Genomic DNA, 14322 nt, shown 5'->3' with positions numbered 1-14322 from the left:
GCCTCATACGTAGTTGAAATGAGAACGGAGTGCTGCCATGTTCAACGAGATCCTCGGGCTCCCCGCCCACCCCCTGATCATCCATTTCGCCGTGGTGCTGACGCCGCTGCTCGTGGCCGTTTCCGTGGTCTACGCCGCGGTCTCGCGCTGGCGGCCCCAACTGGCCTGGGCGGTGGTGGCCCTGTCGGTGCTGGCGCCCGGCGCCGTCTTCGCGGCCAGGCAGAGCGGCATGGCGCTGAAGGAGGCCCGGTTCGCCACCGCCGACGGCGACCTGGGCCGGCGCATCGCCACCCACGAGAGCTTCGCCACCCCGCTGCTGCTGTCCACGCTGGCCCTCGGCGCCCTGTCGCTGCTGCTGGTCTTCGCCGCCCGCAACAAGACCGTGGGGCTGGTCCTTTCCGTGCTCACGGTCGTGGCGGCGCTCGTGGCCGCGTACTACGTGTTCCGCGCCGGCGACTCGGGAGCGAGAGCGGTGTGGACCCTGTAGTCTCGATTTGTGGATAGCCTGTTCGATTCGGCGGCGGAGGAGGCCACTCCGCAGCCGCTCGCCGTGCGGATGCGACCTCGCGCCCTCGACGAGGTGATCGGCCAGCGGCACCTGCTCGGTCCCGGCACGCCGCTGCGGCGGCTGGTCGAGAGCGAGGCGCCGATGTCGCTGTTCCTCTGGGGGCCGCCCGGCACGGGCAAGACCACGCTCGCGTACGTGGTCTCCAACGTCACCAAGCGCCGCTTCGTCGAGATCTCCGCCGTCTCGGCGGGCGTCAAGGACGTGCGCGCCGCCATCGACAACGCCCGGCGCGAGCTCGGCATGACCGGCCGCCAGACCGTGCTGTTCGTCGACGAGGTCCACCGCTTCAACAAGGCCCAGCAGGACGCGCTGCTGCCCGCCGTCGAGAACCGCTGGGTCACCTTCATCGGCGCCACCACCGAGAACCCGTACTTCTCCGTCATCTCCCCGCTCCTGTCGCGCTCGCTGCTGCTGACCCTGGAGTCGCTGTCCGACGACGACATCCGCGCCGTCCTGGAGCGCGCCGTCGCCGAGGAGCGCGGCCTGGGCGGCCGCGCGAGCCTGGCCCCGCAGGCCCTCGACCATCTCGTACGGCTGGCGGGCGGCGACGCCCGGCGCTCCCTGACCTACCTGGAGGCGGCGGCGCTCCTGGCCGACGACATCACCGTCGAGGTGGTCGAGAAGGCCGTCGACAAGGCGGCCGTCCGCTACGACCGCCAGGGCGACCAGCACTACGACGTCATCAGCGCCTTCATCAAGTCGATGCGCGGCTCCGACGCCGACGCCGCCCTCCACTATCTGGCCCGCATGATCGAGGCCGGTGAGGACCCCCGTTTCATCGCCCGGCGCATCGTCATCTTCGCCTCCGAGGACGTCGGCATGGCCGACCCCACCTGCCTGCAGACCGCGGTGGCCGTGGCGCAGGCCGTCCAGCTCATCGGCCTGCCGGAGGGTCAGATCAACCTGGCGCACGCGGTCATCCACTGCGCGATGGCCCCCAAGTCCAACGCCGTGGTGAAGGCCATCGGCGCCGCGGCGACGGACGTGCGCAAGGGCCTCATCGGCCAGGTGCCCGGCCATCTGCGCGACGCCCACTATCCGGGCGCGGCCAAGCTCGGCCACGGCGACGGCTACAAGTACCCGCACGACTTCGACCACGGCGTCGTCCGCCAGGACTACGCGCCGGAGCAGGTGCGCGAGCGCCGCTACTACGAGCCGACCAGGCATGGCGCGGAAGCGCCCGTCGCCGAGCGGTGGGCCAAGATCCGCGCCTTCCTCCGGGGCGAGTGAGCGCCGTGCACGGCACGCTGCACCACGTCGAGCTGTGGGTCGACTCCCTGAGCGAGGTGCTGCCCGGCTTCTCCTGGCTGTTCGAGCGGCTGGGCTACGCGCCGTTCCAGAGCTGGGCGGGCGGGCGGTCCTGGCTGCTCGGCGGCACCTACGTGGTGCTGGAGGAGTCGCCGGCCCGCGTGCCCGGCCGCCACGACCGGCTGCGCGCCGGGCTCAACCATCTCGCCTTCCACGTGGACGACCCCGACGCGCTGGCCGAGGAGGCGCGCGAGCACGGCTGGACGCTCCTGTTCGCCGACCGCCACCCCTACGCGGGCGGCCCCGCCCACCACGCGGCCTACCTGGAGAACGCCGCGGGCTTCGAGATCGAACTGGTGCGCGCCACCGGCTGAGTGCGACCCGGGTCTTCTGCCCGGCCCCGCTCTGCCGTAAGATTTGAGCGTTCGATTAAAGCATTCGGTTAAGGGGTTCGCGATGGAGCGGAATGCCGCCCGCATGACCTTGGCGGGCGTGGTGAGCGCGCTGTTCGCGGCGATGGCGGCCTACAAGCTGCTGCACGCCGGAGGGCTGGAGCAGACGGCGGTGTTCTACGTGGGCGTGCCCGCGGTCATCGCCATCACCGTGGTGCTGGTCGCCAAGCCGCGCTCGGCCATCGGGCTGGTGATGGCGGTCATCACCGTCGCGCTCGCGCTCGCCGGCCCGCTGCTGGGCGAGGGGATCGTCTGCCTGGTCTTCGCCGCGCCGCTGTTCTACCTGGTGGGGGCGCTGTTCGGGGCGTTCGCCGACTATCTGCGCGCCCAGGGGCCCCGGGGCCCGCAGATGCTCGCCGCACCGCTGCTCCTGCTGGTCGTGCTCGAAGGGGCGGGCGAGGCCACGTCGATGCCACGCGAGGAGGTGGTCAGCGCGTCCGTCACCGCGCCGGGGGACGTGGCCGCCGCGCTGGCCGCGCCGCCCCGCTTCGCGCCCTACACCTCGGTCCTGCTCAAGCTCGGCTTCCCGCGGGCGCTGTCGGCGAGCGGCACCGGGCTCGAGGCCGGCGCGACGCGCGAGATCGTCTTCAGCCCGCGCCGCTCCCTGGGCATCGGCGCCGAGCCCGAGCCGCGCTCGATGACGCTGAGGGTGAAGGAGAGCGCCCCTGGCCGGGTGGTGTTCGAGGTGGCCCGCGACACCACGCTGGCCCGCTGGCTGGAACTGCGCGAAGCCGCGTTCACCTGGAACGGCGGTCGCCTCACCGTCGCGCTGAGCTACCGCAGGACCTTCGACCCCTCCTGGTACTTCGGCCCGATCCAGCGCCACGCCGCCACCGAGGCCGCCGGCTACCTGGCCCGGACCTTCGCCGGTGCGCGGTGAGCGCCGCCCTGATCAGAGGGCTCGGCCTGATGCTGCCGCTGGCCGCCGTCCTCGTGGCGGCCCTGCTCGCCGCGCGCGCCGGCCGGCTCGGTCCGCCGCGCGCCGCCGCCGCCATCCTGGCCACCGGCTGGAACGCCATGGTGCTCATGGCCGTCAACCAGGGCGGCTGGTGGACCTTCCACGCCGAGGGCGGCACGCTGGCCGGAGTACCACTCGACCTGCTGCTCGGCTGGGCGCTGCTGTGGGGCGCGCTGCCCGCGCTGGCCTTCCCCGACGCACCTCCGGCGCTCGGCGCCGCGGGACTGGCCTGGTTCGACCTGGCGGTGATGCCGCTGGCCGAGCCCGTGGTGGTGCTCGGGCCCGACTGGCTGTACGGCGAGGCGGTGGCGGTCGGCCTCGCGCTCGTGCCCGGACTGCTGCTGATCCGCTGGACCGTGCGGGGGACGCTGCCGATGGCCCGCGCCGGGTTCCAGGTGGTGCTGGCCGTAGGGCTCGGGGTCGTCGCGCCCGTGCTGCTGCTCGGGGTGTGGCGGCAGCCCGCGTGGGTGCTGGCGCTCATGGCGCAGGCGCTGGCGGTGCCGTTCGTGATGGGGGCCTCGGCGGTACGCGAGTTCGCGAGGACGGGCGGGGGCACGCCCTTTCCCTACGACCCGCCCCGGCGGCTGGTGACCGGCGGGCCTTACGCCTATGTGCGCAATCCCATGCAGGTGGCGATGACCGCCGGGTATGTGCTGCTGGCCGTACTCGACGTGCGCTTTCTCGCCGCCGCGGCGATCAGCCTCGCCTACGGCGCCGGGCTGGCCGCCTGGCACGAGGGCGAACAGCTCACGCGGCGCTTCGGCGCGGACTGGGCCGCCTACCGGGCCGCCGTGCGGGCCTGGCTGCCGCGCCGGCGGCCGGCCGCGGTGCCCGCGACCGTGTACGTGGCGGCCACGTGCGGGCAGTGCTCCCAGGTCGGCGCCTGGATCGAGCGGCGCGGCCCGGTCGCGCTGCGGGTCGTGGCCGCCGAGACCCACCCGGCCGGTCTGCGCCGCATCACCTACGAGCGCGCCGACGGCCTGCGGGCGCAGGGCGTCGCGGCCGCCGCGCACGTGCTCACCCACATCCACCTGGGCTGGGCGCTGGCGGGCTGGCTGCTCCTGCTGCCCTGCCTGAACGGCTTCGCCCAGCTCTGCGTGGACGCGCTGGGCGGTGGCCCACGCGAACCGGCCTGACCGGCACCCGAACCTCCCCCGCCCCTCGGCCCTTCACCCGGGCCCGCCCCTGCGTTTCACCCGGGCCCGGCTTTCGGCGTTTCAGCGAGCCCGCCGAGGTCCGTGCCCGTGTCGGGGAGCGCGCAGGGGACGCGGTGCGATGGCGGGTGACGGCGGCGGCACGTGCGCCGACGGGCGCGCTGCGTCCCGCCGCCGGCCTTTGATGCCCTCTTCTGTCGGGAGGACGCGATAGGGTCTTGGCGTTCCGGCCCAGCGTAAGAGGGAGATGAGCGGAGTGCTTACCGCTGGAGAGGTCGCCGGGCTGATCGCCGCCACGGGCTGGATAGTCCTGGTCTGCGTGCTGGCCATGGTGCTCGTCAAGCTCGCCCGGCTGCTCACCGAGACCACCAAGATGGTCTCCGACCTGAGCGAGCGGGTGGTGCCGTTGCTCGAAGACGTCAGCGTCACGGTCAACGAGGCCAATCGCCAGCTCGTCGCGGTCGAGGCGATCACGAAGGACGTCAAGCAGGTCAGCTCGCACGCGGCCAAGCTCAGCGGGGTGACCCAGACCATCTTCACGGGCCCGCTGATCAAGGTCTCGGCGCTCAGCTACGGTGTGCGCAGGGCGATCCAGGCCCGCCGTCCGCGCCCCCGGGTGAGGCGGCACCGATGATCCGCCGCCTGTTCTACCTGTCGCTCGGCGCGTTCACCGCGGTCTGGGTGATGCGCAGGCTGCAGGCTCTGCGTCCCGAGCATGTGGCCCGCCGTACCGTGGACAACGCGGCGGGGCTCCTGGAGCAGGTGAGAGACTTTACCTCGGACGCGCTCGGCGAGGCCGCCGAGCGCGAAACCACGTTGCGCGCCCGCTTCGGGCTCGACAACGGTGACAACCACCACTGATTGCAAAGGATGGCTGACATGGAGTCGGCAGAAATCGCTCGCCGCTTCCTGCGCTTCTTCGAGGAGCGTGGGCACAAAGTAGTGCCCTCGGCCAGCCTGATCGCCGAAGACCCCACGTTGCTGCTGGTGCCCGCGGGCATGGTCCCGTTCAAGCCGTACTTCCTGGGGCAGCGCAAGCCTCCGGCGGCCCGGCTGGCCAGTGTGCAGAAGTGCGTGCGCACGCCCGACATCGAAGAGGTCGGCAAGACCACGCGCCACGCGACGTTCTTCCAGATGCTCGGCAACTTCTCCTTCGGCGACTACTTCAAGGACCAGGCGATCCCCTTCGCCTGGGAGCTGCTGACCAACGCGGAGTCCGACGGCGGCTTCGGCTTCCCGGAGGAGAAGCTCTGGGTGACGGTCTTCCTCGACGACGACGAGGCGATCGACATCTGGCACAACAAGGTCGGCGTGCCCATGGAGCGCATCCAGCGCCGCGGCCTGGAGGACAACTACTGGCACATGGGCGTGCCCGGCCCCGGCGGCCCCTGCTCGGAGATCTACTACGACCGCGGCCAGGAGTACGGCAGGGACGGCGGCCCGGTGGCCGACGAGGACCGCTACCTCGAGGTCTGGAACAACGTCTTCATGCAGTACCAGCTCAGCGCGGTGCGCTCGAAGATCGACTTCGACGTCGCGGGCGAGCTGCCGGCCAAGAACATCGACACCGGCATGGGCCTGGAGCGCATGGCGACGATCCTGCAGGGCGTCGACAACCTCTACGAGATCGACACCACCTACAAGATCCTCGACAAGGCCGCCGAGCTCACCAAGACCCGCTACGGCCGCGACCCGCGCGCCGACATCAGCCTGCGGGTGATCGCCGACCACGTCCGCACCGGCACCATGCTGGTCGCCGACGGCGTCGCGCCCAGCAACGAGGGCCGCGGCTACGTGCTGCGCCGCATCCTGCGCCGCTCGATCCGCAACCTGCGCCTGCTGGGCTCGGGCGAGGAGCGCTACATGCACGAGCTCACCGACGTCACCATCGACGCGATGGGCGAGACCTACCCCGAGCTCAAGGCCGACGCCCCGCAGATCCACGCGGTCGTCGACGCAGAGGAGGCCTCCTTCCTCGGCACGCTGCGCACCGGCACCGCGATCTTCGACGTCGCGGTCGAGGAGACCAAGCGCAAGTCCGGCAGCACGCTCTCCGGCGACCAGGCCTTCCAGCTCCACGACACCTACGGCTTCCCCATCGACCTCACTCTGGAGATGGCGGCCGAGCAGGGCCTGCGGGTCGACGAGGACGGCTTCCGCCGCCTCATGAAGGAGCAGCGCGAGCGCGCCAAGGCCGACGCGAAGGCCAAGAAGACCGGCAACGCCGACATCTCCGTCTTCGGCACGCTGCTGGAGAAGGCGGGCAAGGTCGAGTTCCTCGGCTACGACGCCACCGAGGCCGACTCCACCATCCTCGGCATCCTCGTCGACGGCGCCACCGTGCCCGTCGCCGGCAAGGGCACCACGGTCGAGATCGTGCTGGGCCGTACCCCCTTCTACGCCGAGGGCGGCGGCCAGCTCGCCGACCAGGGCGTCATCCGCACCGGCAGCGGCGAGGCCGAGATCCTCGACGTGCAGTCGCCCATCGGCGGGCTGGTCGTCCACCGCGGGCGCGTGCGCGAGGGCGAGATCAGAGCCGGCGACGAGGCGCACGCCGAGATCGACATCGAGCGCCGCCGCGCGATCTCCCGCAGCCACAGCGCCACCCACCTCGTCCACCGCGGCTTCAAGAACGCGCTCGGCGAGACCGCGGCGCAGGCCGGTTCGGAGAACTCGCCCGGCCGCTTCCGCTTCGACTTCACCGCCGCGGGCGCCGTGCCGCAGAGCGTGCTGCGCGACGTGGAGGACGAGGTCAACGCCGTCCTCATCAACGACCTCCAGGTCAACGCCTTCTACACCACGCAGGCCGAGGCGCGCGCCATGGGCGCCCTGGCCATGTTCGGCGAGAAGTACGGCGACGAGGTCCGCGTCGTCGAGATCGGCGACTACTCCCGCGAGCTGTGCGGCGGCACCCACGTCCACAGCTCCGGGCAGCTCGGCCTGGTCAAGGTGCTCGGCGAGCAGTCCGTCGGCGCCGGCGTGCGCCGCGTCGAGGCGCTGGTCGGCATCGACGCCTTCCGCTTCCTGGCCCGCGAGAGCCTGCTCGTCGCCCAGCTCACCGAGCAGCTCAAGGCCCGCCGCGAGGAGCTGCCCGAGCGGGTCGAGGGCATCGTCTCCCGGCTGCGCGCCGCCGAGAAGGACCTGGAGAAGCTGCGCTCGGCCCAGGTGCTCCAGATCGCCGGCGAGCTCGCCTCGCAGGCGCGTGACCTGCACGGAGTCTCCTTCGTCGCGCACCGCGCGCCTGATGGAACCGGTGCCGACGACCTGCGTAAGCTCGCGCTTGATGTGCGCGGCAGGTTCCCGGCCGACCGCCCGGCGGTCGTCGTGATCGCCGGGGCCCCCACCGAACGGCCCGTGGTGGTTGCCGCGGTCAACGAGGCGGGACGCGAGCGTGGTCTCAAGGCCGGGCGACTGGTCGGCGTCGCCGCCAAGGCACTTGGGGGTGGCGGTGGCGGCAAGGACGATGTCGCGCAGGGCGGTGGCACCGACGCGGGCGCCGTCGCCGAGGCGCTGCAGGCAGTCGAGCGGTCCGTCGGTGAGCAGCTCACCTGACATGAGGTTCGGCACAAGGCTCGGCGTCGACGTCGGGTCGGTACGCATCGGCGTGGCCCGCAGCGACCCCTCGGGGCTGCTGGCCACCCCGGTCGAAACGGTCAGGCGCGGCAAGGGCGACCAGACCAGGATCGCGGCGATCGCCGCCGAGCACGAGGCGATCGAGGTGATCGTGGGCCTGCCCACCTCGCTGTCCGGCCGTGAGGGGCAGGCCGCCGAGCTGGCCCGCGCCTTCGCCCGTTCGCTGGCGGTACGGCTGGCGCCCATCCCGGTCCGGCTCTACGACGAGCGGCTGACCACGGTCGCCGCCCAGCAGGGGCTGCGGGCCAGCGGGGTCAAGGCCAAGAAGCAGCGCGGGGTCGTCGACCAGGCGGCGGCCGTGGTGCTGCTGCAGGACGCCCTCGACCGGGAACGCGCCACAGGCGAGCCACCGGGCAGACCCGTCGATCCGCCCGCCGGGGCGGACGACGGGGCTGCCCGGTGAGCGGACACGAGCACCCGGCCGGAGGCCCGGCCCCGGACCCCCGGCCCGACGAGCCGCCGTCAGAAGACTCACCGCCGGCGGAGCCTGCCGCCGCGCGTGCGCCGTCCACCGGTGAGCGGTCCGGGCATGGGGCCTTCGTGCCCGAGCAGGGCTCGCCAGGAGGCGAGGCGTCCAGGGCGGGGCAGGAGCGGGCCCGGGACGGGGCCGGGCTGGCCGCCGCCGTTCCGCCGCAAGGTGGTGCCAAGGACGACCCGGGCTCGCTGGCCGCGGAACTGCTGGCCGGTGGGGAGATCGACGTGGCCGAGGAGGTCGGGGCGGAGACGGTGCCCCTGCCCGCCCAGCGCGGCCTCACCCGGCGGACCAAGGGGCTGCTGGTGGCCGGGTTCGCCGCGTCGGTCGTGGCGGTGGGTGTGGGTGGGTATCTGGTGGCGAAGCCGTACCTGCTGCCCGATGACTTCGACGGGCAGGGGAGCGGCGCGGTCACGGTGCGCATCCAGCCCGGCTCCAGTGCGGGAGAGGTCGGCGCGGCGCTGACGGCGGCGGGGGTGGTGGCGAGCGCGCGCTCGTTCATCAACGCCACCGAGCAGAAGGCGGTCGCCGACCGGCTGCGGCCGGGGCACTACCGGATGCGCAAGGGCATGGCGGCGGGGGCGGCCGTGGACATGCTGCTGCACCCGGGGTCGCGGGTGGTGAAGAAGGTGTCGGTGCCGGAGGGCATGCGGGCCGAGGAGGTGCTCCGGCGGGTGGCGGCCCAGGGCGGGCTGCCGCTGAACGAGCTGCGCTCGATCGACACCGACCTGCTCGGGCTGCCGGAGTACGCGCGAGGCGTGGAGGGGTTCCTGTTCCCGGCGACGTACGAGATCGAGCCGGACTCCTCGGCCACGGACGTGGTCGCGGCGATGGTGGAGCGGTTCAGGACGGCGGCCGGAGAGGTGAAGCTGGCCCAGCGTGCTCCCGAGGTGAACCTGACGCCGCTGGAGGTCGTGACGGTGGCCAGCATCGTCCAGGCCGAGGGCGGCAGGGACGCCGACTACCCGAAGATCGCCAGGGTGATCTACAACCGGATGGGACTGGGCATGCCGCTGCAGCTCGACACCACCGTGCTGTACGCCCAGAGCCGCCGCACGCTCAAGGTCTCGGAGAAGGACACCAGGGTGCGCTCGCCGTACAACACCTACCTCCGTGCGGGGCTGCCGCCGGGGCCGATCTCCAACCCTGGAGAGAAGGCGCTGATGGCGGCTTTGAACCCTGCGGAGGGCGATTGGTACTGGTTTGTCACCACCGATCCGGAGCATAGAATCACGAAATTCACCGATAAAGAGAGTGAGTTTGTGAGATACCGGGAAGAGCTGAACGAATACCTCGGGACCAACTGATGCTCGTCGGGACACCCCCCGTCCCGCAGGGAGTCTCCCTGCGCCGCCCCGCGGAAGGGGCGCACGCACTCTCCGCGTCCCCTAGCATGGCTACTCAGAGTGATCATCGCTGGTCATCCGCATGTGACCGGCGGTTCCCCCCGTTCCGCTCGGTAACCCTCGCCGGTCTTGACGCCAGGCCGGTCATACCGGGAGATTGGCCATCGCAGCTATGAACGATCTCGACATGGACCTGCTCCTCGGCTCCGAGGACGACAACGGACGCTCGCGCCGCCAGAAGGGCAACGGCCGGCGCGGGCGCCGCCGTCGCCGCCGTCGCAATCGCGGCGGTTTCATGGCGCCGCTGCTCGCGCTCATCGTCTTGCTCGGCATCGTCGGCGGCGGTGGCTACTACGGCTACCTGTGGGTGAGCGACCGCCTCGTTCCCGGCGACTTCTCCGGCCCCGGCAGCGGCTCGGTCGCCCTGGAGATCAGGCAGGGCCAGAGCGCCACCGACGTCGCGGAAGAACTCGAGCGCCTCGGCGTCATCAAGGACTCCAGAGCCTTCATCAACGCCGTCACCAACTCCGGCAAGAGCGCCTCGCTCGTCCCCGGCCACTACACGCTGCGCAAGCAGATGCGCGCCTCGGACGCCGTCACCGAACTCGACGCGAACAACCGGCAGTACACCGAGGTGACGCTGCAGGAGGGCCTGCGCCTCAGCGACACCTTCACGCAGCTCGCCGACAAGACGAAGATCCCGGCCAAGGACTTCACCGCCGCCGCCAAGAAGTCCGGCGGACTCGGCCTGCCCGGTTACGCCAAGGGCCGCCTGGAGGGTTACGCGTTCCCCGCGACCTACCAGTTCCCGCCGAAGTCGAGCGCGGCCGCGATCCTCACGAAGATGGTCGACCGCTTCAAGGAGACCGCCGACCGGACCGGCCTGGAGGCGGGCGCCAAGGACCTCGGCCGCACCCCGCACGAGATCATGATCATCGCGAGCATCATCCAGGCGGAGGCCGGGCGCCAGGAGGACATGGGCAAGATCTCCCGCGTCGTCTACAACCGGCTCGCCCACCAGCCGGAGATGCACCTGAAGATGGACAGCACGGTCATGTACGCGCTCGGCAAGTACAAGACGGCCGCCACCTTCGCCGAGACGAAGACGCCGTCGAAGTACAACACCTACCTGCACCTGGGCCTGCCGCCCGGCCCCATCGCCAACCCGGGCGACCACGCGATCGAGGCCGCGCTCAACCCGACACCGGGCACGTGGCTGTACTTCGTCGCCACCGACCCGAAGAGCCAGGTCACCAAGTTCGCCACCACGGACGCGGAGTTCCAGGTGCTGCTGAACGAGTACAAGAAGAACGGCGGCTGAGCGGGCGGCGGCTCCCGCCCGTCGCGGACGTCTCCCGGAAGGGGCCCTTCCACCAGGGCCCCTTCCGCTACGGCGGGCACTTCTCGTCGCGGCGGGCCCTCTTCAAGGGCCTCTACCGTTGTGGCGGGTCCTTTCCCAGGCTCTCCGTTGTGGCAGGCGCCCTTTTCGTTACGGCAAGCCACCCCGACGCCACCCGCCGTCGCGGGCGGGCGCAGGTCGGGGGGATCGCTTCTCACGTCGGACGCACTCCCCGCCGCGACGGCCCGCCCAAGTGGTGGTGTTCTCCCGGCCGCCGATGTCGGCCGGATCGGCGGCCAGGGGTAGGGTCCTGTGGCTGGAGAAGGAGGGGTTTCATGCGGGCAGCGGTACTCGGTTCGCCGATCGCGCATTCGCTCTCGCCGTACCTGCACAGGGCGGCCTACCGGGCGATGGGCCTCGACGACTGGACCTACGACGCCTTCGAGTGCGACGAGGCGGCGCTGCCCGCGCGGATGGCGGGCCTGCGCGGTGAGGCCGGGCAGTGGGCGGGGCTGTCGCTGACGATGCCGCTCAAGCGGGCCGTGCTGCCCCTGCTGGATACCGTCTCCGAGCTGGCCGTCGAGGTCGGCGGAGCCAACACGGTGGTCTTCCGGGACGGCTCCGCCCATGGTGAGAACACCGATGTCTACGGGATCGAGCGGGCGCTGGCCGAGGCGGGCGTGCCGCGGCCGGGTTCGGCGCTGGTGCTGGGCGGGGGAGCGACCGCCGGTTCCGCGCTGGCGGCCCTGCGGAACCTGGGGCTGGAGCGGGTGACGCTGGCCGTACGGGATGCGGGGCGGGCGGCCGGGACGGCCGCGGTGGCCGAGCGGCTGGGGGTGGCGCTGCGGGTGGCGCCGCTGGACGAGCTCGATGACCTGCTCGGGGTGGACCTGGTGATCTCCACGCTGCCCGGCGGCGCCGCCGACGGTCACGCGGGGTCGCTGGCGGGGGTGCCGGCGTTGTTCGACGTGGTCTACGCTTCGTGGCCCACGAAGGCGGCGGCGAGCGTGCTGGAGGCGGGCGGGCGCGTGGTGGGCGGGTTCGCGATGCTGCTGCACCAGGCGGTGCGGCAGGTGGAGCTGATGACCGGCCGCGCGGACGTGCCGGTCGAGGCCATGCGCGCGGCCGGCGAGGCGGAGATCCTCAGGCGGGCCAGTCGAACGGGTTGATGATGCTGACGCCCGTGCCCGCGAAGTCCTTGACGTTGCGGGAGACGATGCTCCAGCCGTGGACCTTGGCGGTGGCCGCGAGCAGGCCGTCGGGCGTCGGGAGCGGCCTGGCGCTGTTGAGGCGCCCCCACTCCTCGGCGATCTCCGGCGTGACGGGCACGATCCGGTCCTGGAACGACTGGTAGAGGCGGGCCAGCCAGCGCTCCAGGACGAGTGCCTGCTGGGGGTCGCGCTGGCGGCGCAGCTCGATGCCGCACCGGATCTCCCCGACGGACATCGTGCTCAGGTAGAGCGTCGGCCCCAGAGAGCCGTCGATCCACGACTTCACCTGCAGGCTGCCGTTGCGCTTGCGGGCCTCCGACACGACATTGGTGTCGAGGAGGTAGCCGACGCTCACCAGCCGAGGTCCACTTCGCGGGGCAGATCGCGCTGGCGGGGGAAGTCGAGGTCGTCGTCCCAGTCGGGAGCTTCGAGCAGGAACTTCTTGAAGTCGGGCTCCTGGCCCTTGAGGCGCCGATACTCGGCCATGTCGATGATCACGGCCACGTCCTCGCCGTGCCGGGTGACGATCTGGGGTCCTTCGTCGTGTGCCCGCCGCACCACTTCGCTGAAGCGCTGCTTGGCCTCCTGGAGCTGCCATGAGGACATGGACCCACCTCCTGTCTAGTCTGTCTAGATTAGCAAGCCGGCCCGGTAGCACACAGTGATAGCAAGCCGACGCTCCCGGCGCGGGATGATTCGAAGAACTCGGTGTGTTGTGGTAACGTAACTCCCTGATCGGTCCGGCATGCCTTGCTGGACGCGCAAGCGGAGGTCTCCCTCCCACCTGAGTCGCCGCCCGGCGGCCGGGTCCAGGATCACGCCGGACTACTCCGGGGAGCTTACGGCCACGAAGCCGACGAGCTCAGTGGCCCCGCATGCGCGACGTGCGGGGCTTTTCGCGTGTACAGACACGTACGTGCGAAGCTCTCGGCACGACGAGCACGTAGGGACGCAAACCTAGGAGGCCCCATCAGCACTGAGCCCCGCATCAACGAGCGTATCCGAGTTCCCGAGGTTCGCCTCGTGGGCCCGAACGGCGAGCAGGTCGGCATCGTCTCCATTCACGACGCCCTCAAGCTCGCCCAGGAGGCCGACCTCGACCTCGTCGAGGTCGCGGCCACGGCTCGACCGCCCGTGTGCAAGCTCATGGACTACGGAAAATTCAAGTACGAGTCCGCGATGAAGGCGCGCGAGGCGCGCAAGAATCAGGCGCACACGATCATCAAGGAGATCAAGCTCCGGCCGAAGATCGACCCGCACGACTACGAGACCAAGAAGGGTCACGTGGTGCGGTTCCTCAAGGCGGGAGACAAGGTCAAAGTCACGATCATGTTCCGCGGACGTGAGCAGTCGCGTCCCGAGCTGGGCTTCCGGCTCCTGCAGAAGCTGGCGGAGGACGTCACGGAGCTCGGCTTCGTCGAGTCCCAGCCCAAGCAGGACGGCCGAAACATGATCATGGTGATCGGTCCGCACAAGAAGAAGGCCGAGGCCAAGGCCGAAAAGGCCGCAGCCAAGGCACAGCGTGGCGGCGAGGAGCCTTCTCTGGGTGAGGAAGCTTCCGTACCAGGTGAGGAAGTTTCCGCACAGGAAGCGTGACCCGCGGTTCGGGTTAGCCTTACACGGCAACCCCCGAACGACGCCACTGCCGTAACGAAGACGCCGCGACCGGGTCGGCCTGCACCGACCCGGCCACCGGCACGGACGAATTGAGGGAGAGACGGCGAGATGCCGAAGATGAAGACGCACAGCGGTGCGAAGAAGCGGTTCCGGCTTACCGGCACCGGCAAGGTCAAGCGCCGTCGTGCCGCTCGCGCGCACTACAACGAGTGGAAGTCCTCCACGCTGACGCGCCGTCTCAAGGGCGAAGTGATTGTCTCCGACAATGACGTCAAGAAGATCAAGAAGCTGCTCGCTAAGTAGCGCGAACCCCCGGGGAGATAC

The 14322-nt window shown here is 71.1% G+C and carries 15 protein-coding genes and 1 pseudogene; 14 read left to right on the top strand and 2 right to left on the bottom strand.

The window, feature by feature from the left end; genetic code table 11:
* Nucleotides 1-37 precede the first annotated feature (37 nt).
* From ACIBI5_RS50605 to ACIBI5_RS50550, 12 genes are all read left to right on the top strand, one after another.
* Nucleotides 38-487, top strand: a complete 450-nt coding sequence (locus ACIBI5_RS50605) for a DUF2231 domain-containing protein (RefSeq protein WP_397258393.1) — start codon at nt 38-40, stop codon at nt 485-487.
* Between the two features lie 69 nt (nt 488-556).
* Nucleotides 557-1798 carry a replication-associated recombination protein A gene (locus ACIBI5_RS50600; RefSeq protein ID WP_397258463.1) on the top strand — a complete coding sequence of 414 codons (1242 nt, stop codon included), beginning with the start codon at nt 557-559 and terminating at the stop codon, nt 1796-1798.
* Nucleotides 1799-1803: 5 nt separating this feature from the next.
* Entirely contained in the window at nt 1804-2190 is a 387-nt protein-coding gene (locus tag ACIBI5_RS50595) for a VOC family protein (RefSeq protein ID WP_397258391.1), read from the top strand.
* An 82-nt stretch (nt 2191-2272) separates the two neighbouring features.
* Nucleotides 2273-3148 (top strand): hypothetical protein, encoded by an 876-nt coding sequence (locus ACIBI5_RS50590; protein ID WP_397258389.1) that lies wholly within the window; start codon nt 2273-2275, stop codon nt 3146-3148.
* Nucleotides 3145-4362, top strand: coding sequence for a methyltransferase family protein (locus tag ACIBI5_RS50585; RefSeq protein WP_397258387.1), 1218 nt, complete (start codon nt 3145-3147; stop codon nt 4360-4362). Before ACIBI5_RS50590 ends, ACIBI5_RS50585 begins: the two co-directional genes overlap by 4 nt.
* Before the next feature lie 265 nt (nt 4363-4627).
* On the top strand, nt 4628-5014 hold the full coding sequence (locus ACIBI5_RS50580) for a DUF948 domain-containing protein (protein WP_397258385.1): 387 nt from the start codon (nt 4628-4630) through the stop codon (nt 5012-5014).
* Nucleotides 5011-5241, top strand: a complete 231-nt coding sequence (locus ACIBI5_RS50575; RefSeq protein ID WP_397096907.1) for a hypothetical protein — start codon at nt 5011-5013, stop codon at nt 5239-5241. Before ACIBI5_RS50580 ends, ACIBI5_RS50575 begins: the two co-directional genes overlap by 4 nt.
* A gap of 18 nt (nt 5242-5259) precedes the next feature.
* Complete coding sequence (alaS, locus tag ACIBI5_RS50570; RefSeq protein ID WP_397258383.1) at nt 5260-7932, top strand: alanine--tRNA ligase; 2673 nt, start codon at nt 5260-5262, stop codon at nt 7930-7932.
* Between the two features lies 1 nt (nt 7933).
* Nucleotides 7934-8416: a Holliday junction resolvase RuvX gene (gene ruvX, locus ACIBI5_RS50565; RefSeq protein WP_397258381.1), complete on the top strand. Its 483-nt coding sequence runs from the start codon at nt 7934-7936 to the stop codon at nt 8414-8416.
* Entirely contained in the window at nt 8413-9792 is a 1380-nt protein-coding gene (mltG, locus tag ACIBI5_RS50560; protein WP_397258379.1) for an endolytic transglycosylase MltG, read from the top strand. Before ruvX ends, mltG (ACIBI5_RS50560) begins: the two co-directional genes overlap by 4 nt.
* A 211-nt stretch (nt 9793-10003) precedes the next feature.
* Nucleotides 10004-11152, top strand: a complete 1149-nt coding sequence (gene mltG, locus ACIBI5_RS50555; protein ID WP_397258377.1) for an endolytic transglycosylase MltG — start codon at nt 10004-10006, stop codon at nt 11150-11152.
* Nucleotides 11153-11505: 353 nt separating this feature from the next.
* Nucleotides 11506-12339, top strand: a complete 834-nt coding sequence (locus ACIBI5_RS50550; protein WP_397258375.1) for a shikimate dehydrogenase — start codon at nt 11506-11508, stop codon at nt 12337-12339.
* Here the strand turns inward: ACIBI5_RS50550 and ACIBI5_RS50545 are convergent.
* Complete coding sequence (locus ACIBI5_RS50545; protein WP_397258373.1) at nt 12314-12736, bottom strand: type II toxin-antitoxin system VapC family toxin; 423 nt, start codon at nt 12734-12736, stop codon at nt 12314-12316. The genes ACIBI5_RS50550 and ACIBI5_RS50545 overlap by 26 nt on opposite strands.
* Nucleotides 12733-12987 (bottom strand): type II toxin-antitoxin system Phd/YefM family antitoxin, encoded by a 255-nt coding sequence (locus ACIBI5_RS50540; RefSeq protein ID WP_397258371.1) that lies wholly within the window; start codon nt 12985-12987, stop codon nt 12733-12735. Before ACIBI5_RS50540 ends, ACIBI5_RS50545 begins: the two co-directional genes overlap by 4 nt.
* 363 nt (nt 12988-13350) lie before the next feature.
* Here ACIBI5_RS50540 and infC point away from each other — a divergent pair.
* Together infC and rpmI are read left to right on the top strand one after the other, a co-directional pair.
* Nucleotides 13351-13863: pseudogene (gene infC / locus ACIBI5_RS50535) on the top strand (translation initiation factor IF-3); the annotation flags it as partial.
* A gap of 243 nt (nt 13864-14106) precedes the next feature.
* Nucleotides 14107-14301 (top strand): 50S ribosomal protein L35, encoded by a 195-nt coding sequence (rpmI, locus tag ACIBI5_RS50530; protein ID WP_379624731.1) that lies wholly within the window; start codon nt 14107-14109, stop codon nt 14299-14301.
* The last annotated feature ends 21 nt before the right edge of the window (nt 14302-14322 follow it).

The organism is Nonomuraea sp. NPDC050540 (genome assembly GCF_044457485.1).
Lineage (GTDB): Bacteria > Actinomycetota > Actinomycetes > Streptosporangiales > Streptosporangiaceae > Nonomuraea.
Note: the sequence above shows the minus strand (reverse complement) of the source record. Positions and strands in the feature narration are given on the sequence as shown.